This is a genomic window from Rhodococcus pseudokoreensis, assembly GCF_017068395.1.
Classification (GTDB): domain Bacteria; phylum Actinomycetota; class Actinomycetes; order Mycobacteriales; family Mycobacteriaceae; genus Rhodococcus_F; species Rhodococcus_F pseudokoreensis.
Map to the genome: position 1 here is coordinate 6,664,962 of NZ_CP070619.1, position 21,066 is coordinate 6,686,027.

General features: G+C 67.5%; 23 protein-coding genes and 4 tRNA genes. 22 read left to right on the forward strand and 5 right to left on the reverse strand.

Translation table 11 applies throughout. From position 1 onward, the window contains the following. Positions 1 to 8: 8 nt before the first annotated feature. Genes JWS13_RS35595 through JWS13_RS35605 form a run of 3 tightly spaced genes read left to right on the forward strand, consistent with a single transcriptional unit; the run spans position 9 to position 2,159 of the window. Positions 9 to 662: a PaaI family thioesterase gene (locus JWS13_RS35595; protein ID WP_206010070.1), complete on the forward strand. Its 654-nt coding sequence runs from the start codon at positions 9 to 11 to the stop codon at positions 660 to 662. Between the two features lie 3 nt (positions 663 to 665). Beyond that, positions 666 to 1,667 (forward strand): o-succinylbenzoate synthase, encoded by a 1,002-nt coding sequence (locus tag JWS13_RS35600; protein WP_206010071.1) that lies wholly within the window; start codon positions 666 to 668, stop codon positions 1,665 to 1,667. Between the two features lie 45 nt (positions 1,668 to 1,712). Then, a complete protein-coding gene (locus JWS13_RS35605) occupies positions 1,713 to 2,159 on the forward strand; it encodes a DUF6918 family protein (protein ID WP_206010072.1) in 447 nt (148 codons plus the stop codon). Positions 2,160 to 2,213: 54 nt separating this feature from the next. Here the strand turns inward: JWS13_RS35605 and JWS13_RS35610 are convergent, their stop codons facing one another. Together JWS13_RS35610 and JWS13_RS35615 are read right to left on the reverse strand one after the other, a co-directional pair. Next, complete coding sequence (locus tag JWS13_RS35610; protein WP_206010073.1) at positions 2,214 to 3,041, reverse strand: siderophore-interacting protein; 828 nt, start codon at positions 3,039 to 3,041, stop codon at positions 2,214 to 2,216. 60 nt (positions 3,042 to 3,101) lie between these two features. After that, positions 3,102 to 3,698, reverse strand: coding sequence for a flavin reductase family protein (locus JWS13_RS35615; RefSeq protein WP_206010074.1), 597 nt, complete (start codon positions 3,696 to 3,698; stop codon positions 3,102 to 3,104). 93 nt (positions 3,699 to 3,791) lie between these two features. Between JWS13_RS35615 and menD the strand changes: the two genes are divergently transcribed. The 5 genes from menD to JWS13_RS35640 all read left to right on the forward strand — a co-directional run bounded on the left by menD (position 3,792) and on the right by JWS13_RS35640 (position 9,266). Then, positions 3,792 to 5,417: a 2-succinyl-5-enolpyruvyl-6-hydroxy-3-cyclohexene-1-carboxylic-acid synthase gene (menD, locus tag JWS13_RS35620; protein WP_206010075.1), complete on the forward strand. Its 1,626-nt coding sequence runs from the start codon at positions 3,792 to 3,794 to the stop codon at positions 5,415 to 5,417. Then, positions 5,414 to 5,854 carry a DUF3592 domain-containing protein gene (locus JWS13_RS35625; protein ID WP_206010076.1) on the forward strand — a complete coding sequence of 147 codons (441 nt, stop codon included), beginning with the start codon at positions 5,414 to 5,416 and terminating at the stop codon, positions 5,852 to 5,854. The genes menD and JWS13_RS35625 overlap by 4 nt, the downstream gene beginning before the upstream one ends. A gap of 72 nt (positions 5,855 to 5,926) precedes the next feature. Beyond that, entirely contained in the window at positions 5,927 to 7,072 is a 1,146-nt protein-coding gene (locus JWS13_RS35630; protein WP_206010077.1) for a glycosyltransferase family 4 protein, read from the forward strand. 56 nt (positions 7,073 to 7,128) lie between these two features. After that, positions 7,129 to 8,505 (forward strand): NAD-dependent succinate-semialdehyde dehydrogenase, encoded by a 1,377-nt coding sequence (locus JWS13_RS35635; RefSeq protein ID WP_206010078.1) that lies wholly within the window; start codon positions 7,129 to 7,131, stop codon positions 8,503 to 8,505. Positions 8,506 to 8,567: 62 nt separating this feature from the next. Next, entirely contained in the window at positions 8,568 to 9,266 is a 699-nt protein-coding gene (locus tag JWS13_RS35640) for a demethylmenaquinone methyltransferase (protein ID WP_124395075.1), read from the forward strand. Positions 9,267 to 9,269: 3 nt separating this feature from the next. On the opposite strand, the gene JWS13_RS35645 is transcribed toward JWS13_RS35640, so the two are convergent. Beyond that, entirely contained in the window at positions 9,270 to 10,532 is a 1,263-nt protein-coding gene (locus JWS13_RS35645) for a geranylgeranyl reductase family protein (RefSeq protein WP_206010079.1), read from the reverse strand. A gap of 129 nt (positions 10,533 to 10,661) precedes the next feature. Between JWS13_RS35645 and JWS13_RS35650 the strand changes: the two genes are divergently transcribed. Continuing rightward, entirely contained in the window at positions 10,662 to 11,717 is a 1,056-nt protein-coding gene (locus JWS13_RS35650; protein WP_225929422.1) for a polyprenyl synthetase family protein, read from the forward strand. A 143-nt stretch (positions 11,718 to 11,860) separates the two neighbouring features. Beyond that, positions 11,861 to 12,721, forward strand: a complete 861-nt coding sequence (gene htpX / locus JWS13_RS35655; RefSeq protein ID WP_206010080.1) for a zinc metalloprotease HtpX — start codon at positions 11,861 to 11,863, stop codon at positions 12,719 to 12,721. A 68-nt stretch (positions 12,722 to 12,789) separates the two neighbouring features. Here the strand turns inward: htpX and JWS13_RS35660 are convergent, their stop codons facing one another. Next, positions 12,790 to 13,281 (reverse strand): YajQ family cyclic di-GMP-binding protein, encoded by a 492-nt coding sequence (locus tag JWS13_RS35660; protein WP_206010081.1) that lies wholly within the window; start codon positions 13,279 to 13,281, stop codon positions 12,790 to 12,792. Between the two features lie 199 nt (positions 13,282 to 13,480). On the opposite strand from JWS13_RS35660, the gene JWS13_RS35665 reads away from it, so the two are divergent. The 11 genes from JWS13_RS35665 (at position 13,481) to rplA (ending at position 18,309) form a co-directional block, all read left to right on the forward strand. Beyond that, positions 13,481 to 13,563: transfer RNA gene (locus JWS13_RS35665), tRNA-Tyr, on the forward strand. A gap of 215 nt (positions 13,564 to 13,778) precedes the next feature. Next, positions 13,779 to 13,851, forward strand: a tRNA-Thr gene (locus JWS13_RS35670). Positions 13,852 to 13,896: 45 nt separating this feature from the next. Then, positions 13,897 to 13,969: transfer RNA gene (locus JWS13_RS35675), tRNA-Met, on the forward strand. Positions 13,970 to 14,030: 61 nt separating this feature from the next. After that, positions 14,031 to 14,198: a 50S ribosomal protein L33 gene (gene rpmG, locus JWS13_RS35680; protein ID WP_005252089.1), complete on the forward strand. Its 168-nt coding sequence runs from the start codon at positions 14,031 to 14,033 to the stop codon at positions 14,196 to 14,198. Positions 14,199 to 14,286: 88 nt separating this feature from the next. Then, a complete protein-coding gene (hadA, locus tag JWS13_RS35685) occupies positions 14,287 to 14,850 on the forward strand; it encodes a (3R)-hydroxyacyl-ACP dehydratase subunit HadA (RefSeq protein ID WP_043824409.1) in 564 nt (187 codons plus the stop codon). Next, positions 14,837 to 15,262 (forward strand): (3R)-hydroxyacyl-ACP dehydratase subunit HadB, encoded by a 426-nt coding sequence (gene hadB / locus JWS13_RS35690; RefSeq protein WP_005252091.1) that lies wholly within the window; start codon positions 14,837 to 14,839, stop codon positions 15,260 to 15,262. The genes hadA and hadB overlap by 14 nt, the downstream gene beginning before the upstream one ends. Positions 15,263 to 15,446: 184 nt before the next feature. Then, a tRNA-Trp gene (locus JWS13_RS35695) sits at positions 15,447 to 15,519 on the forward strand. Between the two features lie 31 nt (positions 15,520 to 15,550). Then, positions 15,551 to 16,003 carry a preprotein translocase subunit SecE gene (gene secE / locus JWS13_RS35700; protein WP_206010082.1) on the forward strand — a complete coding sequence of 151 codons (453 nt, stop codon included), beginning with the start codon at positions 15,551 to 15,553 and terminating at the stop codon, positions 16,001 to 16,003. A gap of 58 nt (positions 16,004 to 16,061) precedes the next feature. Beyond that, positions 16,062 to 16,943: a transcription termination/antitermination protein NusG gene (gene nusG / locus JWS13_RS35705; protein WP_206010083.1), complete on the forward strand. Its 882-nt coding sequence runs from the start codon at positions 16,062 to 16,064 to the stop codon at positions 16,941 to 16,943. Positions 16,944 to 17,002: 59 nt separating this feature from the next. Beyond that, a complete protein-coding gene (gene rplK, locus JWS13_RS35710; RefSeq protein ID WP_005252095.1) occupies positions 17,003 to 17,437 on the forward strand; it encodes a 50S ribosomal protein L11 in 435 nt (144 codons plus the stop codon). 155 nt (positions 17,438 to 17,592) lie between these two features. After that, positions 17,593 to 18,309, forward strand: coding sequence for a 50S ribosomal protein L1 (gene rplA / locus JWS13_RS35715; RefSeq protein ID WP_087561603.1), 717 nt, complete (start codon positions 17,593 to 17,595; stop codon positions 18,307 to 18,309). Positions 18,310 to 18,375: 66 nt separating this feature from the next. Here rplA and JWS13_RS35720 read toward each other — a convergent pair whose 3' ends face one another. Then, a complete protein-coding gene (locus JWS13_RS35720; protein WP_206010084.1) occupies positions 18,376 to 19,995 on the reverse strand; it encodes an MFS transporter in 1,620 nt (539 codons plus the stop codon). Between the two features lie 463 nt (positions 19,996 to 20,458). On the opposite strand from JWS13_RS35720, the gene rplJ reads away from it, so the two are divergent. Beyond that, entirely contained in the window at positions 20,459 to 21,019 is a 561-nt protein-coding gene (gene rplJ / locus JWS13_RS35725) for a 50S ribosomal protein L10 (protein WP_005252102.1), read from the forward strand. Positions 21,020 to 21,066 lie beyond the last annotated feature (47 nt).

The following is a 21,066-nucleotide window of genomic DNA, read 5'->3' on the forward strand; positions in this document are numbered from 1 at the left end:
GTGCAGGTATGAGCGAACAGGCTGCGGATGTCACCCGTCTCGACCACGAGGGCGACGACGAGTACGAGCACCACGGCGGGTTCCCCAAGTACGAGCCGGTGACGCCCGGCCCGGACTGGGCGCGGTTCGTCGACGGAATGCGCACGTTGCAGGACCTCGCGGTGTCCGTGGACGCCCCGGACGACGTGCTCGCCGCGGCTGCGGACCAGGTGGAGAAGCTGGCCGAACTGCTCGGGCCGCACGTCGCGCCCGAGGGGCGGTCGCCTGCGGGCCGCACGATCGAATTGCCCGGCCGGGGGAGTCTCCTCCTGCCGCCGTGGAACATCGAGAAGTTCGGGCCGGACGGGGTGCGGAGTACCGGCATGTTCCGCCGCTACCACCTCGGTGGGAACGGCGCCGCGCACGGCGGCACGCTGCCGCTGCTGTTCGACGACCTGATGGGCATGATCGTCCACGCGTACGGCCGGCCCATCAGCCGCACCGCGTACCTGCACGTCGACTACCGCGCGATCACGCCGCTGAACACCACGCTCGCCATCGAAGGCAAGGTGGACCGCGTCGACGGGCGCAAGACGTACATCACCGCCCGGCTGACGCACGGTGAGACGCTCCTCGCGGAATGCGAGGCGCTCATGCTGGTGCTCCTGCCCGGGCAGCCCTGACCCGTGACGTCCCTGCCCTCCCTCGGGGAGGTCCTGGCCGACGCGGTCGTGGTGAGTCTGCCCATGCGCGTGCGGTTCCGCGGCATCACGACGCGAGAGGCGTTGCTGCTGCGCGGTCCCGCGGGATGGGGCGAATTCGCACCGTTCCCCGAGTACGCGGACGACGAGGCGGCGCACTGGTTGCAGTCGGCGATCGAGGACGCCTGGCTCGGGCCGCCGCCCGCGGTGCGAACGCGGGTGCCGATCAACGCGACGGTCCCCGCCGTCGACGCCGACCGGGTGCCCGACGTGCTCGCACGGTACCCCGGCGCACGGACCGCGAAAGTGAAAGTGGCCGAAGGCGGTCAGACGCTCGACGACGACGTCGCCCGGGTGCGGGCGGTCCGCGCGCTCGTCCCGAACGTGCGCGTCGACGCCAACGGCGGCTGGTCGGTCGACGAGGCCGAGGCCGCGCTGCGGGCGCTGACCGCCGACGGTCCGCTCGAATACGCCGAGCAGCCGTGCGCGAGTGTGCCCGAGCTGGTGGAGGTCCGCAGGCGCATGCCCGATGTGCGGGTGGCCGCCGACGAGAGCATCCGGCGGGCCGAGGATCCGCTGAAGGTCGTGCGGGCAGGCGGCGCCGACGTGGCCGTCGTGAAGGTCGCCCCGCTCGGCGGGATGCGGCGACTACTGTCGCTCGCCGACGAGTTGTCCTCGCACGGTGTGCCGGTGGTCGTGTCGAGCGCCCTGGACACCGCCGTCGGCATCGCTGCCGGTGTGGCCGCCGCCGCGGCCCTGCCCGAATTGGAGTTCGCGTGCGGACTGGGGACCGGGGGACTGTTCGAGGCGGACGTGGCCGATTCCCGCGAACCGGTCGACGGCGAACTCGCCGTCGAAGCGGTGGCACCCGACGCCGACCGTGTCACGGCTCTCGCGGCGTCGGAGGAGCGTTCGCGCTGGTGGATCGAGCGGGCACGCCGGTGCCATGGCCTGCTCGAACAACGCGGCGGTCGGTTTTTCGTATAGTGTCTGGCCGGACCTGATCGCTCAGTCAATACGGAGGCATTGAAAGTGGTTGCAGCTCTGAACGAAACCCTGCTCGACGAGTCGCGCGTTCCTGCGGTCGTCGCAGACGTCCAGGCTCTCATCGACGCGGAGGTTTCGGACAAGTCGGGGGCCTCGGGACTGGCACTCAAGGGTGGATACGGCGCCGTCAAGAAGGTGGGACCGTCGATCGTGCCGGACGCCATCGAGGGTCTGCTGCCGGCGTTCGTCACCAAGCTCGAGCCGTACTGGCAGGCGTTCACCGCCAGCGGTGAAGCCGGATTCTCCGAGTACCTGGTCGCGCGCGGCGACGAGGTCGCGGACTCGCTGCTCGGTGTGACCGACGAGCGCATCGAGGGCAGCGACCGCGGCGCTGTCAAGAAGGTGTACTCGACGCTGCGCCCGTCGGCGAAGAAGAATGTGATCGAGGCACTTCCGCGTCTGGGCGCCCTCGTCCAGAAGCACGCCAACTGAGAACCCAGGTGAGTGGCAAAGCGTGCCCCGGCACTCTTTCCCACTCACCTGTGGTCAGTTGGCCGCGTGACCGAAGCGCCAGTACCCGGTGAACGAGATGTTCGACTTCGGGATGTGGCGCTCGTTCACGAGGTGGCGCCGCAGCGCGGTCGTCAGCTCGCTCTCGCCTGCGACGAACGTGTAGGAGGGCCCGGCGGGCAAGTCCGCCTGCTTCACCGTGTCCAGTGCGAGCACTCCCGGGCGGGCGCCGGCGTTCTCGCGGACGAGCCAGTGCACGTTCACGCCGTCACCCACCGAAACGTCCTGAGCGTCTTCGGCATCGGGAATCTCGACGAACACCTCGGCCCGCAGGTCCTGCGGCGCCGAGCGCAGGATCCCGACGATCGCGGGAAGCGCGCTCTCGTCCCCGACGAGCAGTTGCCACTCGGCGTCCGGAGTCGGGTTGTAGATCAGGCCCTCGTCGAGGATCGCCACCTCGTCACCGGCCGCGGCCGCGTTCGCCCACGCCGACGCGGGACCGAGGTCGCCGTGCGAGGCGAAGTCGATGTCGATCTCGGTGGTGTCGCCGAACGTTCCCGACCCTGCGACGCGGAGTTCGCGGACCGTGTAGTTGCGCACCACCGGCCGGGTGTCCTTGGACATCAGCTTGTACTGGGCGTACCAGAGGTTGCTCGCACTGGTCGGAAGCCGCAGCGTGCTCTGTCCCTGCTGGGGGATGAACATCCGGAACCACTGGTCGAAGCCCATGGGGCTGACGGAGTCGAGTTCCTCACCCGCGATGGTGACGCGGACGAAGTTCGGGCTGATCTGCTTGCCTGCGACCACTCGTGCGGACGCGATCCGGCGACTCTGAGGTTTGACGAACTTGCTGCGCTGGGCCATGTCGGTGGTAGCTCCCCCGGTTGCGGTGCGGTTATCAGGTAAGCCTAACCAATTGATGTGTTATTCGGGGCGGTGCGGGCGGTCCAGCATCACGACCTTCGGCGGCAGACCCCACTCGTTACGGCCGAGGCGGCTGAGCGGAGCGAGTTCGGCGAAGTCCGGCAGCCCGTCGTCGGCGAGCGCCTCGGAACGCACCGCGATCGTGACGACGTCGCCCATCACCACGAACGAGTCACCGACCGGGGTCACCCCGTGCAGGGTGCATTCGATGGCGACCGGCGAACCCGCGACCCGGACCGGCCGGACCCGCTCGCTGGGCTCGGTCTCGATGCCCAGCGCGGCGAACTCGTCGACGTCGCTGTCGTAGGTGGCGGAGCTGGCGTTGACGGCCGCCACCAGGGGCTCCGTCGCCAGGTTGATCACGAACTCACCCGTCGCCTCGATGTTCCGGAGGCTGTCCTTGCGGGTGACGGACGTGAACTGCACCACCGGCGGCTGCGTGCTCGACACCGAGAAGAAGCTGTACGGGGCCAGGTTGGCCACCCCGTCCGCGGAGACCGTGGACACCCACGCGATCGGTCGCGGCACCACCGAGGCGGTCAGCACCTGGTAGATGCGGCGTGGAGGAAGCTCGGCGGGATCGAAGACAGTGCGCATGCCCACATGGTGTCAGCGCCCGGGATGTGGCCGTGAACTCACCCGGCCAGGTCGCCGGACGGGGGTGCCGGAGGATCTGACACTCTTGATGGCGTGAACCCGTCCACTGCTCAAGCCACCGCGGTCGTCGACGAACTGGTCCGCGGGGGAGTACGCGAGGTCGTGCTCTGCCCGGGTTCGCGGAATGCGCCGCTGGCGTTCGCCCTGCAGGCCGCCGACCTCGAGGGCCGACTGCGGCTGCACATGCGCATCGACGAGCGCACCGCGGGATTCCTCGCACTCGGCCTGGCCGTGGCAGGCAAGCGTCCCGTCCCGATCGTCATGACGTCCGGCACCGCGGTCGCCAATCTCGGTCCCGCCGTCCTCGAGGCGAACTACGCCCGCGTGCCGCTGGTGGTGCTCAGCGCCAACCGCCCGTACGAGATGCTCGGCACCGGCGCCAACCAGACCATCGAGCAACTCGGCCTGTTCGGCAGCCAGGTGCGCGCGACCATCAGCCTCGGCCTGGCCGAGGACGACGCAGCGCAGAACAGCCAGTGGCGTTCGGCGGTCTGCCGGGTCCTCGCCGCCGCGCGCGGCACCAGGTCGGGCAACGCCGGACCCGTCCACTTCGACATCCCGCTCCGGGAACCGCTCGTCCCCGACGTCCACGCGCAGGGCCCGGTCCCGCAGGGACGTCCGGCTGGGGCGGCGTGGACCACCACCCAGCACGCGACGCTGGACGTGGCGATGGACCTCGACATCACCGCTGACACCATCGTGATCTCCGGGCACGGATCGGCGCTGCGACCGGAACTCGCCGGACTTCCGACGGTCGCCGAGCCGACCGCGCCCCTGCACGGCATCCCGGTGCATCCGATGGCGCTGCCGCAGCTCAAGCCGCGGCAGGCCGTCATCACCGGACGCCCCACCCTCCACCGGTCGGTGTCGAAGGTCCTCGCCGATCCGGCGGTGGCCGTCTACGCGCTCACCACCGGCCCCCGCTGGCCCGACGTGTCCGGGAACGTGCTGGCCACCGGAACCCGCGCCGTGGTGACCGGTGAACCGGACCGGGCCTGGATCAACCGGTGCCGCACGCTGTCCGAACACACCGACAAGGCGGTGCGCGAGCAACTCGCCGCACACCCGAAGGCGACGGGCCTCCACGTGGCGGCCGCCGTCATGGACGCCCTGACCGACGGCGACCAGTTGCTGCTCGGGGCGTCCAACCCCGTCCGGGACGCCGCGCTCGTCAGCTATCCGGCGCCGAAGGTCCGGGTGCTGTCCAACCGGGGCGTCGCCGGCATCGACGGCACCGTGTCCGCGGCCGTCGGGGCGGCCCTCGCCTACGAGGAGGGGCGCACGGTGGCCCTGCTCGGCGACCTCACGTTCCTGCACGACGCGTCCGGGTTGCTCATCGGCTCGGGCGAACCGCGGCCCCGGGACCTGACGATCGTCGTCGCCAACGACGACGGTGGCGGCATCTTCGAATTGCTCGAACAGGGCGATCCCCAGTACGCCGGGGTGTTCGAGCGGGTCTTCGGCACCCCGCACGGGATGGATCTCGCCGCACTCTGCGCCGCCTACCGGGTGGAGCATCACCTGGTGGGTCTGGGTGAACTCTCGACGCGGCTGAGCGCGCCCGACGCGCCCGGCGATCGCGGAATCCGGGTGCTCGAGGTGACCACCGAACGTTCCGGGCTGCGCGAGTTGCACGCCGCGGTGCGGGCACAACTGTGAATGCGCGGGTGACACGGCGGGTCCGGCGAGGGGTGCTGGTGGCGGCGATCGGCATCTCGATCCTGGCAGTCCTCCTCGTCCTCGCAGCCTGGCGCAACGACCACACGATCAAATCCGACCGCGGCGTGGCCACGGCGGAGGTGCTGTCGGCCGGGTCGCTGCGGTCGGCCATCAGCTTCGTCACCCCGGACGGCGTGACGCACAACCCCGAACTCGGTGTGCTGTACCCGACCAACCTCACGGTGGGTCAGCGGATCGACGTCGAGTACGCGCGCAGCGACCCCGATCTGGTGCGGGTGTCCGGGCGCGACGCCAGCGTGGCCGTGATCCCCGCCGGTTCGCTGATCGTCGTGACGTGGCTGATCGCGGGACCGGTGCTCTGGTATCTCCGGCGACGGGAGATCTCGGCGGAATCCGCGCCGGCAGCGTCATCCTGAATTTCCCGGAACTTCGCGCGACAGTCACGTCGTTCTCGCTGCTGTGACCACGAGCACTGCCACGCTGAGTGCGTGAGAGTAGCCATCGTCGCGGAATCGTTTCTTCCCAACATGAACGGTGTGACCAACTCGGTGCTGCGGGTTCTCGACCATCTGCAGCGCACCGGACACCAGGCGATGGTCGTCGCCCCGGACACGGTCGGATCGCAGGCGCCCGCGCCGGCCGAACACGACGGTGTGCCCGTCCACCGGGTGCCCGCGGTGATGGTTCCGAAGGTCAGTTCGCTGCCTGTGGGTCTGCCGCAACCCGGACTCACTGCCGCCCTGCGGGCGTTCGACCCCGACGTCGTGCATCTGGCGTCGCCGTTCCTCCTCGGGGCGGGCGGGCTCGGTGCGGCGCACCGGCTCGACGTCCCGACGGTCGCGGTGTACCAGACGGACGTGGCGGGGTTCGCGGAAAGCTACGGTCTCGGCATCACCAGCCGGGCGGCGTGGGCATGGACGCGTCGCATCCACCGAGGCTGCACGCGCACCCTCGCCCCGTCCACGTCGGCGGTCGAGGCCCTCGCCGAGCAGCGGATTCCGAGGGTCCACCGCTGGGCGCGCGGGGTGGAGACCACTCGATTCGCGCCGTCCCGCCGCAGCACCGGACTGCGCGACTCCTGGCTGGGCGGCTCCGACCGGCTGGTCGTCGGTTTCGTGGGCCGGCTCGCACCCGAGAAGCACGTCGAGCGGCTCGCCGCGCTGGCGGGCGATCAGCGGGTGCGGCTGGTGATCGTCGGCGACGGTCCCGAACGGAGCCGCCTGCAGCGGTTGATGCCCGACGCCGTCTTCACCGGCCAACTCGGCGGTGCGGAACTCGCCGAGGCGTACGCGAGCCTGGACGTCTTCGTCCACCCCGGCGAGCACGAGACGTTCTGCCAGGCGGTGCAGGAGGCGCTGTCCAGCGGGGTGCCGGTGATCGGACCGGACGCCGGCGGACCCCGCGATCTGGTCGCGCACTGCCGCAACGGCTACCTGCTCCCGGTCGACCGGTTCGGCGAACTGCTGCCGAGCGCCGTCGACGCGCTGCGGGACCGTCGCATGCGGGCCCGCTTCGGGGAGGCCGCCCGGCAGTCGGTGCTGCACCGCACGTGGCCCGCGATCTGCGACGAGTTGCTGGGCCACTACGCGGCGGTCGCCGGCGGTCAGGGCTTTCGCGAAACCCGGGCCGCCTGACCGGCGGATCGGCGTCGGCGGGGAATTCGAGGGACCGGCTCGTCGTTGCCCGGGGTATGGCGAAGTACAAGACTGTCAATCCCGCGACCGGTGAAACCGTCCGGGAATTCGAGACCTTGGACGATGCAGGAGTGGAGTCGGCGCTCGCACGCGCCCACAGCGGATACCTGAGCTGGCGGACGACCTCCGCCGAGGAACGAGCCCGGATTCTGGGCCGCACCGCCGACCTCTACGCCGAGCGCGAGGACGAACTCGCGCGGATGATCGCCCTCGAGATGGGCAAGCCAGTGCGGGAGGCCAAAGGCGAGGTCAAGCTGTCCTCGGCGATCTACCGCTACTACGCCGACAACGGCCCCGCACTGCTGGAGGCGGAACGACTCGACGTGCCCGGCGCCGACGAATCCGTCGTCTACCGCAGGCCGATCGGTGCGCTCGTCGGCGTGATGCCGTGGAACTACCCGTACTACCAGGTCGCCCGCTTCGCGGCACCGAACCTCGTGCTGGGCAACACCGTGCTGCTCAAGCACGCCCCGAACTGTCCGCAGTCGTCGCTGCTCATGGAGGAGATCTTCCGGCAGGCCGGCCTCCCGGAGGACGCGTACGTCAACGTGTTCGCCACCAACGAGCAGATCGCCGACATGATCGCGGATCCCCGCGTCCAGGGCGTCTCCCTCACCGGCAGTGAACGGGCCGGGATCAGCGTCGCCGAGACGGCGGGCCGCAACCTCAAGAAGGTCGTCCTCGAACTCGGCGGTTCCGACGTGTTCGTCGTCCTCGACACCGACGACATGGACGCCACCGTCAAGACGGCGACGCGGGCCCGCCTGTCCAACGCCGGCCAGGCCTGCAACTCGCCGAAGCGGTTCATCGTGACGGAACCGAACTACGACGAGTTCGTCGCGAAGCTCGCCGAGTCGTTCAAGGCCACACCGACGGGCGATCCGCTCGACGCCAAGACCGTTCTCGGGCCGCTGTCCTCGCAGACCGCCGCGGATTCCCTGATCGAGCAGATCGAGGACGCCGTCGCCAAGGGCGCGACGCTCCTCGCGGGCGGCAAGAAGATCGACGGCCCCGGCTCCTACGTCGAACCGACGCTGCTCGTCGACGTGACTCCCGAGATGCGCGCGTACAGCGAGGAACTGTTCGGGCCGGTCGGCGTCGTGTACAAGGTCGCGACGGCCGACGAGGCCGTCGAACTCGCCAACTCCTCCGCCTACGGTCTCAGCGGCTCGGTGTGGAGCACCGACCTCGACGGGGCCCGCGACGTGGCCGACCGACTCGACGTCGGGATGGCGTACGTCAACGAACACGGGACGACGCTCCCCGGGTTGCCGTTCGGCGGCGTCAAACGCTCCGGCGTCGGCCGTGAACTCGGTCCGTGGGGGATGGACGAGTTCGTCAACAAGAAGCTGGTCCGCGTCTCGAAGAAGTGACCGCCTCGCCACCGTGCCCGGTGCCGACGCCGGCGCCGGGCACGGTTGGTAGCGTTTCGGGCGTGGCAACTACACACGGTTCGCGGGCGTCGCTCGAAAAGGATCCGCACGAGGTCGCGTCGATGTTCGACGGCGTCGCGAAGCGCTACGACCTCACCAACACGATCCTGTCGTTCGGTCAGGATCGCAGTTGGCGCAAGGCGACGCGGTCGGCTCTCGCCCTGAAGCCGGGGGAGCGGGTCCTCGACCTCGCCGCCGGGACCGGCGTGTCGACCGTCGAACTCGGACGGTCGGGCGCCTGGTGTGTGGCCACCGATTTCTCCAAGGGGATGCTGCAGGCAGGCAGCGGCCGCCGGGTGCCGATGGTCGCGGGCGACGCGATGCACCTGCCCTACGCCGACGCCGTGTTCGACGCCGCCACCATCTCCTTCGGGCTGCGCAACGTCTCCGACTTCGACGCCGGTCTCCGCGAGATCGCACGGGTCACCAAGCCCGGTGGGCGCCTCGTCGTGAGCGAGTTCTCGACGCCGGTGTTCGGGCCGTTCCGCACGGTCTACATGGAGTACCTGATGAAGGCGCTGCCGCGGGTCGCGCGCGCCGTCAGCAGCAACCCCGACGCCTACGTGTACCTCGCCGAGTCCATCCGCGCCTGGCCCACCCAGCAGGAACTCGCGCTGCGTATCGAGGCGGCCGGGTGGCGGAACGTGCAGTGGCGCAACCTCACCGGCGGTGTGGTCGCCCTGCACCGCGCCACGCGCTGATTTTCAGCCGAACAGCGGTCGCGAGTCGACCTTCTGCGACACCAGGCCGGACGCCCGCCACGCGCGGGCGGTGAGGTCGCTGTCCTCCTCGGTGACGAGGTTGCCCATGACACGCACCGCGACGGTCATCAGCGCGCGGGAGCGCATCGCCACCGGGCCGGACGCGGGCAGCACCCGGGGCACGGTCAGCAGTCCGGCGAGCCGGCGCGCCACGGAGAACGCCCGGCCGTACCGCTCCCGCAGAATCGACGGCCACAGCTGCGTCAGGTCGCCGGCGTCGAGGATCTCCGCGACCAGGCGCCCGCCTTCGAGCCCGTAGTCGATGCCCTCGCCGTTCAGCGGGTTCACGCACGCCGCCGCGTCGCCGATGATCGCCCAGTTCCGGCCCGCGATGTGCGACACCGCTCCGCCCATCGGCAGCAACGCCGACGCGACGGCCCGCAGTTCCCCGTCCCAGTTCCACTCGTCGCGGCGCTGCGCCGTGTACAGGTCCAGGAGGGGGCGCAGCGCGCCGGGGGCCGGACGTTTGGCGGTGGCCAGGGTGCCGACGCCGATGTTCACCTCGCCGGTGCCGAGGGGGAACACCCAGCCGTAGCCCGACTGCAGCGTCCCTGCGGCGTCCCGCAGTTCGAGGTGGGACGTGATCCACGGGTCGGCGCTGCGGTCGGTGGCGATGTAGGCGCGGGCGGCCACACCGTATGCAGTGTCGCGGTGCCATTCGCGACCGAGTTGCTTGCCGAGCGTGGAGCGGACGCCGTCGGCGACGATCAGCGTCCGGCAGCAGACGGTGTGGGTGCCGTCGGCCGTTTTCAGGGTCACCGCCGTCACCCGGTCGCCGCTCCGTTCGACGCCGATCGCCTTGGCGCCCTGCACCATGGCGGCTCCGGCGTCGACGGCAGTCGCGCGGATCCGGTCGTCCAGCTCCGTGCGGGCCACGGCGCTGCCGACGGCCGGGAACGACCTGCCCGGCCACTCCAGTTCGAGCTCCTGCCCGAACCCGCTGAGCCTGAGCCCGCGATTGGTGCCCTTCGATCGCACCCAGTCGCCGAGGCCGAGATGATCGAGTTCGGCGACGGCTCGGGGGGTGAGTCCGTCGCCACACGTCTTGTCGCGGGGAAACACCGCCGCGTCGGCGAGGACCACGTCACGTCCCGCGCGCGCCGCCCAGGCGGCAGCGGACGACCCGGCCGGACCAGCACCGATGACGAGGACGTCGGTGGCGGTGGGAAGCGGGGATCCCGCGGGCGACTGTTCTGCTGCGACCACGCCTACATCCTGTCAGGCTTCGCTACACGACCGCGGCGAGGCCGACGGGCGGCGGAACCGCTAGGTTCACTACCGTGGTAGCCGAGCCGCCACCGACGGCGCGGAGCCGCGCCGTCACTGACGACAGGAATGGGTACTGAGAACGTGAGCACCGAGGGCGCAGCACACACCGCTGCCGACGCTGTAGTGGGCACTACGGTCGCCGGGATCGATCTCGGCGACCCGCAGCTCGCCGCCACGGTCCGTGAAGGACTGAAGCAAGTCGAGGAACTGCTGGTCAGTGAGCTCTCCGACGGGGAGGATTTTCTGACGGAGGCGGCGTTGCATCTCGCGAAGGCGGGAGGCAAGCGTTTCCGCCCCCTCTTCACGGTGCTCACCGCCCAGCTCGGACCCCAGGCCTCCGATCCGTCGGTGGTCACCGCGGCCACCGTCGTCGAGCTGGTCCACCTCGCCACGCTGTACCACGACGATGTGATGGACGAGGCGTCGATGCGCCGCGGCGCGCCCAGCGCGAACTCGCGGTGGGGCAACAGCGTCGCCATCCTCGCCGGCGACTACCTGTTCGCCCACGCGTCGCGTCTCGTGTCGACGCTCGGCCCCGAGGCGGTCCGCATCATCGCCGAGACGTTCGCCGAACTCGTGACCGGCCAGATGCGCGAGACGATCGGGCTCCGCGGCGAGCAGGATCCGGTCGAGCACTACCTCAAGGTGGTCTGGGAGAAGACCGGTTCGCTGATCGCGGCGTGCGGGCGCTTCGGCGGCACGTTCTCCGGTGCGGACGCCGATCACGTGAAGCGGCTCGAACGGCTCGGTGACGCCGTGGGCACCGCCTTCCAGATCTCCGACGACATCATCGACATCTCCTCGGTCTCCGCGCAGTCCGGCAAGACGCCCGGAACCGACCTGCGCGAGGGCGTGCACACGCTGCCCGTCCTGTACGCGCTGCGCGACGAGGGTCCCGAGGCCGACCGCCTGCGCGTGCTCCTCGACGGTCCGGTCACCGACGACGACGACGTCGCCGAGGCGCTCGCGCTCCTCGAACGCTCACCCGGTATGGCCGCAGCCAAGGCGAAGCTCGAGGAGTTCGCGGTCCAGGCCCGCGCCCAGCTCGCCGAACTGCCGCAGGGCCCCGCCAACGACGCCCTCGTGAAGCTCGTCGATTACACGATCGAGCGCGTCGGCTGAGCCGTATCGTCAGTACCCGGACTCGTCTTCACCCGATCTCGTCCGCCGAACGGGAACCGTCCCGCCACCGTGTTTCGTTGAATGATCAAGATCGCGAAACTCGGGCGATCGTGATCGGGTGACAACGACAAGGAAGGCGTGACGTGCGCTACGCAAACGGGGCGAAGACTCTGGTTCTGTTGGTCGGCATGTCGGCGCTGATCGTGTTCATCGGCGCCCTGTTCCGCAACCCGACCATTCTGCTGCTGGCCATCGTGTTCGCGGTGGGCATGAACGCGTACGTGTACTTCAACAGCGACAAGATGGCGCTCAAGGCCATGCACGCCCAGCCGATCACCGAGGTCCAGGCGCCGGTCATCTACCGCATCGTCCGGGAACTGGCGACCACCGCGCACCAGCCGATGCCGCGCCTCTACATCAGCCCCACCAGCGCGCCCAACGCGTTCGCCACCGGGCGCAGTCCCCGCCACGCGGCGGTCTGCTGCACCAGCGGCATCCTGCAGATCCTCGACGAGCGGGAACTCCGGGCCGTGCTCGGGCACGAACTGTCGCACGTCTACAACCGCGACATCCTGATCTCGTCGGTCGCAGGCGCGATGGCGGCGGTCGTGTCGGGCCTCGCGAACTTCGCCATGTTCGCCAACATGTTCGGCGGCCGCGGCGGGGGACAGGGCGCGAACCCGATCGCGCTGCTCCTGGTGTCGCTGCTCGGGCCCATCGCCGCCACCGTCGTCAAACTCGCGGTGTCGCGGTCCCGGGAGTTCCAGGCCGACCAGTCGGGCGCCGAACTCACCGGCGACCCCCTGGCGCTCGCGTCAGCGCTACGAAAACTGGAACGTGGCACTCAGGCCGCGCCGTTGCCGCCCGAGCCTCAGCTCGCCGCGCAGTCGCACCTGATGATCGCCAACCCGTTCCGCACCGGCGAGAAGATGAGCCGGATGTTCTCCACCCACCCGCCGATGGCCGAGCGGATCGAGCGCCTCGAGCGCATGGCAGGCAGATAGGCGGCTTCGCCGCCCGTGCGTGGTCGACGAGTGCAGGGACTCGTCAACCACGCACGAGCGCGGAGCGCCTACCGGTAGTTCACGAACTGCAGCGCGATCCCGAAGTCCTCACCCTTCAGCAGTGAGATGACGGCCTGCAGGTCGTCGCGCTTCTTGCTGCTCACCCGCAGCTCCTCACCCTGGATCTGCGCCTTGACGCCCTTGGGGCCTTCGTCGCGGATCTTCTTGGAGATCTTCTTGGCGTTCTCCGTGGTGATGCCCTGGACGAGGGTGCCCGACAGCTTGTAGATCTTTCCGGACTGCGCCGGCTCGCCCGCGTCGAACGCCTTCAGGGAGATGTCACGACGGATCAGCTTCTCCTTGAAGACGTCCAGAGCGGCGAGCAGTCGCTCCTCCGTGTCGGCCGTCAGGGTGATGGTTTCCTCGCCGGACCATTCGATCGATGCTCCCGTGTTCCGGAAGTCGAACCGGGTCGACAGTTCTTTGCCGGCTTGATGCAGGGCGTTGTCCACCTCTTGACGCTCGACCTTGCTCACCACATCGAAGGACGAATCAGCCACTTCACACTCCCGGTTTCGTCTGGTTCTCCCCGCCGCGACCCGGCCGGGGGCCCGCCGAATACCGGCGAGCAGATTCGACGCTATCGGTTCGCAACCGCCCGTATCCACCCGGTTTGCAAAACGGGGGGCCGTTCGTTGTATTCTTCTTTCCGCAGCGGAGAGCGATTTCCCACAGATTTCGCGCTCCTCGTGCAACCCCGGCAGATTGCCCGAGCGGCCAATGGGAGCGGACTGTAAATCCGTCGGCTTATGCCTACGTAGGTTCGAATCCTACATCTGCCACACACAGAACCCCGGTGAGCGACAGCTCACCGGGGTTCTGTCGTTCGTGGGAGAGGCCGGGCCTGGCCTGCTGACCCGGCCCGGAGCGGGCCGGAGACGCGTAGTGTCGGGTGCAGCGGCGTACGAAAGCCGCTGACCAGCCAATTTGTTTCTGGTCGGAACTTCTGTGTAATCTCGTCAAGGCTTCAGCGCGCAGCGATGTGCGAGCGAAGCACGCCCCCTTAGCTCAGTCGGCAGAGCGTTTCCATGGTAAGGAAAAGGTCAACGGTTCGATTCCGTTAGGGGGCTCGCTGGATTGAAGTGGAGCGCCTGGTGCGCGACACTCGACACCGAGGCGGTGTAGCTCAGTTGGTAGAGCAAACGACTCATAATCGTTGCGTCGCCGGTTCAAGTCCGGTCACCGCTACACAATATGCATGATCCACCCTGATTGTTCGTAATCAGATTCACCCGAAAGAAGGCATCCCGTGGCCTCCTCGACTGACGTTCGGCCCAAGATCACTTTGGCCTGCGAGGTATGCAAGCACCGCAACTACATCACCAAGAAGAATCGGCGTAACGACCCCGATCGCCTGGAGATCAAGAAGTTCTGCCCGAACTGCGGAACTCACCAGTCGCATCGCGAGTCCAAGTAACACGGTCCGGACAAGGACTGCGTTCGCGAAGGGAGTCCTCTAGGCTGCCCTCACGCGCTGACGTCAAGGGTAGAAGAGGTTCTTTCGCGTGACTGACACTGTGACAGAGACAGAGGCATACGTGCCCGCGGCTGTTCCTGCTGATCCTGCCGCGCACGCACTGGCGATGGTCGGGCACCACTACCGCGTCGACGACTTCTACGAGGTCGGACGCGAGAAGGTGCGCGAGTACGCGCGTGCCGTGCAGGACTGGCACCCCGCTCACCACGACGAGGAAGCCGCCAAGGGCCTCGGCTACGACGGTCTCCTCGCCCCTCTGACGTTCATCTCGCTCGTCGGCATCATCGCCCAGGGACGCCTCTTCAAGGAGATCGTCACCGGCTACGACCCGAGTCAGATCCTCCAGACCGACCAGCGGCTCGAGTTCCACAAGCCGATCAAGGTCGGCGACCGGCTGGTCTGCGACGTCTACCTGGAGTCGTTCCGTCAGATGGGTGGCAGCGACATCATCGTCACCAAGAACATCGTCACCGATCAGTACGACGAACTCGTCCAGACCACGTGGACCACGCTCGTCGCGCGTACCGGTGGCGAGGTCGACGAGAACATCGCTCACGCAGTCAAGGACGTGATCATGCATGGCGCTTCGTAAGTTCGAGGACGTCTCGGTGGGTGAGGAACTCCCCGAGCGCATCGTGAAGCTCACGCGTGGCGACCTGGTCAACTACGCGGGCGTGTCCGGCGATCCGAACCCGATCCACTGGAGCGACGAGGTCGTCAAGCTCGCCGGTCTGGACAACGTGATCGCGCACGGAATGCTCACCATGGGTCTCGGCGGCGGTTTCGTCACGTCGTGGCTCGGCGATCCGGGTGCGGTCAAGGAATACAACGTTCGTTTCACGAGCTCGGTCTACGTCCGTGAGGACGAGGCCGCGCAGGTCGAGTACACCGGTAAGGTGAAGTCGCTCGACGAGGAAAGCAAGACAGCAGTAGTCGCGATCGTGGCGCGCTCCGAGGGAAAGAAGATCTTCGGTCGCGCCACCGCAACGGTCCGTCTGGCCTGACAGCCGGGTGGATTGGGTTTGTTCCGGGGCTTTGAAGTACACTGAGATTTCTGGGATTACTCAGCGCTGCGCGCTGCCCTACGGTGCTGTACGGCCGGCAAGGGTGGCGCGCGTGTCATGTAATCACAGAGAGGTCGGTCAAGAATTGGTCCGAGGCTAGATTCGGACCAGGTCTCCCGACCAAAGGGGCGTAGCTCAACTGGCAGAGCAGCGGTCTCCAAAACCGCAGGTTGCAGGTTCAAGTCCTGTCGCCCCTGCCCCCGGATGCCAGCGACTGAGAGGAACGACGTGAGCGAGGAGCGCGCCAAGCGCGACGGCGACACTTCAGGGTCCACGCGCCCGGACGGTGCCGACGACACCGCGGCCGACGCCACCACCACGCGTTCCGCCACTCCCTCGGGAAAGCCCAGCGGTAAGCGCCAGGGCCGTCGTTCTCCGGCAGGCACCGAGGTCGCCGCGAGTTCCGTGAAGGCACCGGAACAGTCGAAGTCGGACACGACCACCAAGGTCAAGCCGGCGAAGAAGGATCGCGCCGACAGGCCGCGCAAGGAAAACATCTTCAAGCGCCTGCGCCGGTTCTTCCGCGAGGTCATCGCCGAGCTGCGCAAGGTCATCTGGCCCAATCGCAAGCAGATGATCACCTACACCAGCGTCGTCCTGGCATTCGTGGTCTTCATGGTGACGTTCATCGGCGTGTTGGATCTGGCGGTCATCAAAGGCGTCACCTGGTTGTTCAGTTGACGGAATCCGCCCCGGTGGATCCGAAGTATGTGAGTGACGAGAGGAAGCGAGTGCCCCAGTGAGCACCCCCGAGAACGACACGAATGAGGCCTTGGCCGAAGAGCGTGTTTCTGCCGAGGCGGCAGCCGAAGTGGATGTCGAGGCTGCCGACGAGGGCACCGCCGCGGGAATCTTCGGTGACGACGTCGCCGACGACGCCCCGGCCGACGAGATCATCGAGGACGAGGCGCCTGCCGAAGAGGCTGATGCTGCCGAAGAGGCTGTCGACGACGAAGAGGCCGTGACCGCCGAAGAGGCTGTTGCCGCTGAAGAACCCGAGGATCCCGTTGCGGAACTCAAGGCCGCTCTGCGTCGCGCACCCGGTGACTGGTACGTCATCCACTCCTACGCGGGCTACGAGAACAAGGTCAAGGCCAACCTCGAGACCCGTGTCCAGAACCTCGACGTCGGCGACTACATCTTCCAGGTGGAAGTTCCCACCGAAGAGGTCACCGAGATCAAGAACGGGCAGCGCAAGCAGGTCAACCGCAAGGTTCTGCCCGGCTACATCCTGGTCCGCATGGAACTCAACGACGAGTCCTGGGGAGCCGTGCGCAACACGCCCGGCGTCACCGGGTTCGTCGGTGCGACGTCGCGTCCGTCCCCGCTGACCCTCAACGAGGTGATCAAGTTCCTGCTCCCGCAGCAGGAGCAGAAGAAGCAGGCTGCCGCGGCAACCGTTGCGGCCGGCGAGACCGGCGGAGAAAGCTTCGCGAAGCCGCTCATCGAGGTCGACTTCGAGGTCGGCGAGTCGGTCACCGTCATGGACGGCCCGTTCGCCACGCTGCCCGCCAGCATCAGCGAGGTCAACGCCGAACAGCAGAAGCTCAAGGTCCTGGTCTCGATCTTCGGTCGCGAGACCCCGGTCGAGTTGTCCTTCACGCAGGTCGCGAAGATCTAGCGCCACATACTTGCACTGCAGTAGCAAGAAACACACCCAGCAAGAATTAGGAAATCGAGATGCCCCCCAAGAAGAAGAAGCTCGCAGGGCTCATCAAGCTTCAGATCCAGGCCGGTCAGGCTAACCCTGCACCGCCCGTGGGTCCCGCGCTTGGTCAGCACGGCGTGAACATCATGGAGTTCTGCAAGGCCTACAACGCGGCGACTGAGTCCCAGCGCGGCAACGTGGTGCCGGTCGAGATCTCGGTCTACGAAGACCGGACCTTCGATTTCAAGCTGAAGACCCCTCCGGCTGCCAAGCTGCTGCTCAAGGCTGCAGGCGTGCAGAAGGGCTCCGGCGAGCCGCACAAGACCAAGGTCGCTTCCGTGACCATGGATCAGGTGCGCGAAATCGCGAAGACCAAGCAGGAAGACCTCAACGCGAACGACATCGAGCAGGCCGCGAAGATCATCGCCGGCACCGCACGCTCGATGGGTATCACGGTCGACGGCTGAGTCAGCCAGATCGATTGACGGCACCGCCGTCGTGATCGTCTGACGGCACCGCCGTCGAAGAAAGCGTGGGAGGGCCGGCCAGGCCCAGACCACTACTGAACCATTCACCACCGCAGACGAGACACACACTGCGGTGAGAAGTTAGGACAGAAGAAATGGCAAAGCGCAGCAAGGCGTATCTCGCCGCCGCTGAGAAGATCGACTTCGACAAGCTGTACAGCCCGCTGCAGGCTGCGAAGCTGGCGAAGGAGACGTCGTCGAGCAAGATGGACGCGACCGTCGAGGTTGCAGTTCGTCTGGGCGTCGACCCCCGCAAGGCGGACCAGATGGTCCGCGGCACGGTCAACCTGCCGCACGGCACCGGTAAGACCGCCCGCGTCATCGTGTTCGCAGTCGGAGAGAAGGCCGCCGAGGCCGAGGCAGCTGGAGCCGACGCCGTCGGCGCCGAGGACCTCATCGAGCGGATCCAGGGTGGATGGCTCGATTTCGACGCCGCCATCGCGACTCCCGATCAGATGGCCAAGGTCGGCCGCATCGCCCGCGTCCTCGGACCGCGTGGCCTGATGCCGAACCCGAAGACCGGCACCGTGACGGCTGACGTCACGAAGGCCGTCGCGGACATCAAGGGCGGAAAGATCAACTTCCGCGTCGACAAGCAGGCCAACCTGCACTTCGTGATCGGCAAGGCGTCGTTCGACGACGCCAAGCTGGTGGAGAACTACGGCGCCGCGCTGGACGAGATCCTGCGTGCGAAGCCGTCCTCCGCGAAGGGCCGCTACGTCAAGAAGGTCACCGTTTCGACCACCACCGGCCCGGGCATCCCGGTGGACCCGAACCGCACCCGCAACCTTCTCGAGGAAGCCGACGCGTAAGTCTCGCTACACACAGTTCGGCCGGTACGGAAATCTTCCGTACCGGCCGAACTGCTTTTTCCGGGTTCAGTCCTCGTCGACGGTGCCCGGTTCGGTCTTCTTCCGCCACGCCAGCATCACGGAATCCGTGTGGGCCGGCGCCCAGGGCATGAAGATCGCGACGACGAGCGCGCAGACCACCACGGCGCCCGCCGCGACGAGCGACGCAGTGTGCGAACCCTGCAGGACCGTCGTCTTCATGGTGAGGATGAGGTTCTCACGCTGCTGCTCGAGGAACGGCGGGATCTCCCGCTTGCGGATCTCGAGCACACTCAGGACCGTGGCGCGGGCGAAGCCCTTCTCGTCGTCGTTCATCAATGCCGCCGGAATGCGGTCGAGCAGCGGACTCATCGTCGTCGCGTAATACGACGCGACGATCGAGCCGAGCACGGCGACCCCGAGCGTTCCGCCGATTTCCCTGGTCGTGTCGTTCACGGCCGACCCCGCTCCGGCCTCGTCGAGGGGGAGTGACGCCATGATCGACTCGGTCGCCGGCCCCTGCACGATGGCCAGGCCCAGCGCCATCGACACCATCGACGGGAGTACATCCGTCAGGTAACTGCTGTCGACGGCGACCTGACCACCGAGATACAGGCCGACCCCGGTGAGGAGGAGACCGAACACGATCACCGGGGTCGTCCCGACCCGCTGCGCCAGCAGTGTGGCGACCGGGGCGCCGACCGCCACCGACACCGCGAACGGCAGCGACGCGACACCGAACTCGAACGGCGTGTACTCGCGGACACCCTGGAAGTACTGCGTGATGAGGAACAGGAAGCCGAACATCGAGAAGTACCCGATGGCGATCGCGAGGGCGGGCAGGGAGAACCGCCGGTTGCGGAACAGCCGTAGGTCGAGGATGGGGTAGTCGGTGCGCAACTCCCAGAAGACGAATCCGGTCAGGACCGCGATCGAGAGTGCGACGGCGCCGACGGTGACGGTCGACGTCCATCCGTTGTGCGGGGCTTCGATGATCGCCCACACGAGGAGGGTGATGCCGGTGATCGAGGCGGCGATGCCGAGGAGGTCGATGCGCCCGATGACGGAGGCACGCGATTCCGGCACCAGCACGAGCGTTGCAATCGCCGCGACTACGGCGATCGGCACATTGATCCAGAAGACGGAGTGCCAGCTGAAGTGCTCGAGCAGCCACCCCCCGGCCATCGGACCGATTGCGATCGCGAAGCCGGCCATCGCGGTCCAGGCGGCGATGGCCAGCGCTCGTTCTCGCACGTCGGTGAAGATGTTGATGACGAGGGCGAGGGTCGCGGGGAAGACCGCGGCGGCGAAGACACCCATCGCGGCGCGGGCCGCGATGACCTGGCCCAGACTCTCGGCGTTGGCGCCGGCGATCGACATGACGGCGACGCCGATCAGGCCGACGACCATGACGCGTCGACGCCCGTAGCGGTCGCCGAGGTTGCCGAACGCCAGGAGCAGGCCGGCGAACGTCAGTGTGTAGGCGTCGACGACCCATTGCAGGCCGCTGACGCTGGTGCGGAGTTCGACGCCGATCGTGGGGAGAGCGACGTTGACGATGGTGTTGTCGAGCACCACCAGCAGTTCGGCCAGGCAGATCACGGCGAGCGCGAGGAAGCGGCGCGTCCGGGACCCGGCCACGACGGCCCGGGCTTCGAGGATTGTCATGAGAAAAAGCTAGCTCATATATGTTACGTCGAGTAACAGGTAATTGGGCGCAGTTTCGGTCGGATGGGCCACACCGCCATCCTCGAAGTGATGCAGGTCATGTCCCCCGGTGCGGGTTGGGCTACGATTTGGCAGTTGAGCAGGCCATGCCGTAATCTGTCCTGCGGAGTTCGATGCACTATTCGAGCTTCACCCCAAATCATGTTCTACCCAAGACCGTTGGTGATCGCTCCCGCAAGGGTGTGATTGAAAGTCCGGGAATGCCCGGCGGCCCACGCAGGAGGACGAGGTAGGGGGATGCGTATCGGTCGTGGGCTCGCGCCCTCGCCGAATGGCTTCCTTTCACGCCCCGTGTGCCCTGCACCGGGGCGTTTTGCATGTCGTGGATTGTGTGCTCCGGGATACCCGGCGGTGCGCAGCGGTTCCGAAGTGGGATAACGACTGTCATGAGAGGAGGCGAAGTATGGCAAAGCCTGAGAAGGTTTCCGCAGTTGCGGAGATCACCGAGCAGTTCAAGGGTTCGACCGCTGCTGTGATCACGGAATACCGTGGTCTGACGGTGGGCAACATCACGACACTGCGACGCGCTCTCGGAGAAGGTGCCACCTACTCCGTCGCCAAGAACACCCTGGTCAAGCGTGCCGCTGCTGAGGCGGGCGTCGAGGGCCTTGATGACCTTTTCGTCGGTCCGACCGCCATTGCATTCATCAAGGGCGAGCCCGTCGATGCTGCGAAGGCTCTGAAGAACTTCGCTAAGGACAACAAGGCGCTCATCATCAAGGGCGGCTACATGGACGGCGCTGCGCTGTCCGTGGACGAGGTCAACAAGATCGCGGACCTCGAGTCCCGCGAGATCCTGTTGGCCAAGCTTGCCGGCGCGATGAAGGGCAACTTGGCAAAGGCCGCAGGCCTGTTCAACGCTCCTGCGTCGCAGGTGGCCCGTCTGGCCGCTGCTCTGCAGGAAAAGAAGGCCGCAGAAGGCGGAGCTGCCGAAGCTCCCGCCGAGGCTGCAGCCGAAAGCTGATCCGCACCCGCGCATCACTGCTATAACCCCGCCCGGTCGCGGATCAG

Coding starts and splice junctions, on each gene's coding strand:
- JWS13_RS35615 (WP_206010074.1), bottom strand. CDS start 3,698: ATGCGCACTGTCTTCGATCCCGCCGAGCTTCCTCCACGCCGCATCTAC.
- hadB (WP_005252091.1), top strand. CDS start 14,837: ATGGCGCTTCGTAAGTTCGAGGACGTCTCGGTGGGTGAGGAACTCCCC.
- JWS13_RS35720 (WP_206010084.1), bottom strand. CDS start 19,995: ATGACAATCCTCGAAGCCCGGGCCGTCGTGGCCGGGTCCCGGACGCGC.
- JWS13_RS35650 (WP_225929422.1), top strand. CDS start 10,662: ATGGGTACTGAGAACGTGAGCACCGAGGGCGCAGCACACACCGCTGCC.
- rplK (WP_005252095.1), top strand. CDS start 17,003: ATGCCCCCCAAGAAGAAGAAGCTCGCAGGGCTCATCAAGCTTCAGATC.
- JWS13_RS35595 (WP_206010070.1), top strand. CDS start 9: ATGAGCGAACAGGCTGCGGATGTCACCCGTCTCGACCACGAGGGCGAC.
- JWS13_RS35610 (WP_206010073.1), bottom strand. CDS start 3,041: ATGGCCCAGCGCAGCAAGTTCGTCAAACCTCAGAGTCGCCGGATCGCG.
- JWS13_RS35635 (WP_206010078.1), top strand. CDS start 7,129: ATGGCGAAGTACAAGACTGTCAATCCCGCGACCGGTGAAACCGTCCGG.
- rplA (WP_087561603.1), top strand. CDS start 17,593: ATGGCAAAGCGCAGCAAGGCGTATCTCGCCGCCGCTGAGAAGATCGAC.
- rplJ (WP_005252102.1), top strand. CDS start 20,459: ATGGCAAAGCCTGAGAAGGTTTCCGCAGTTGCGGAGATCACCGAGCAG.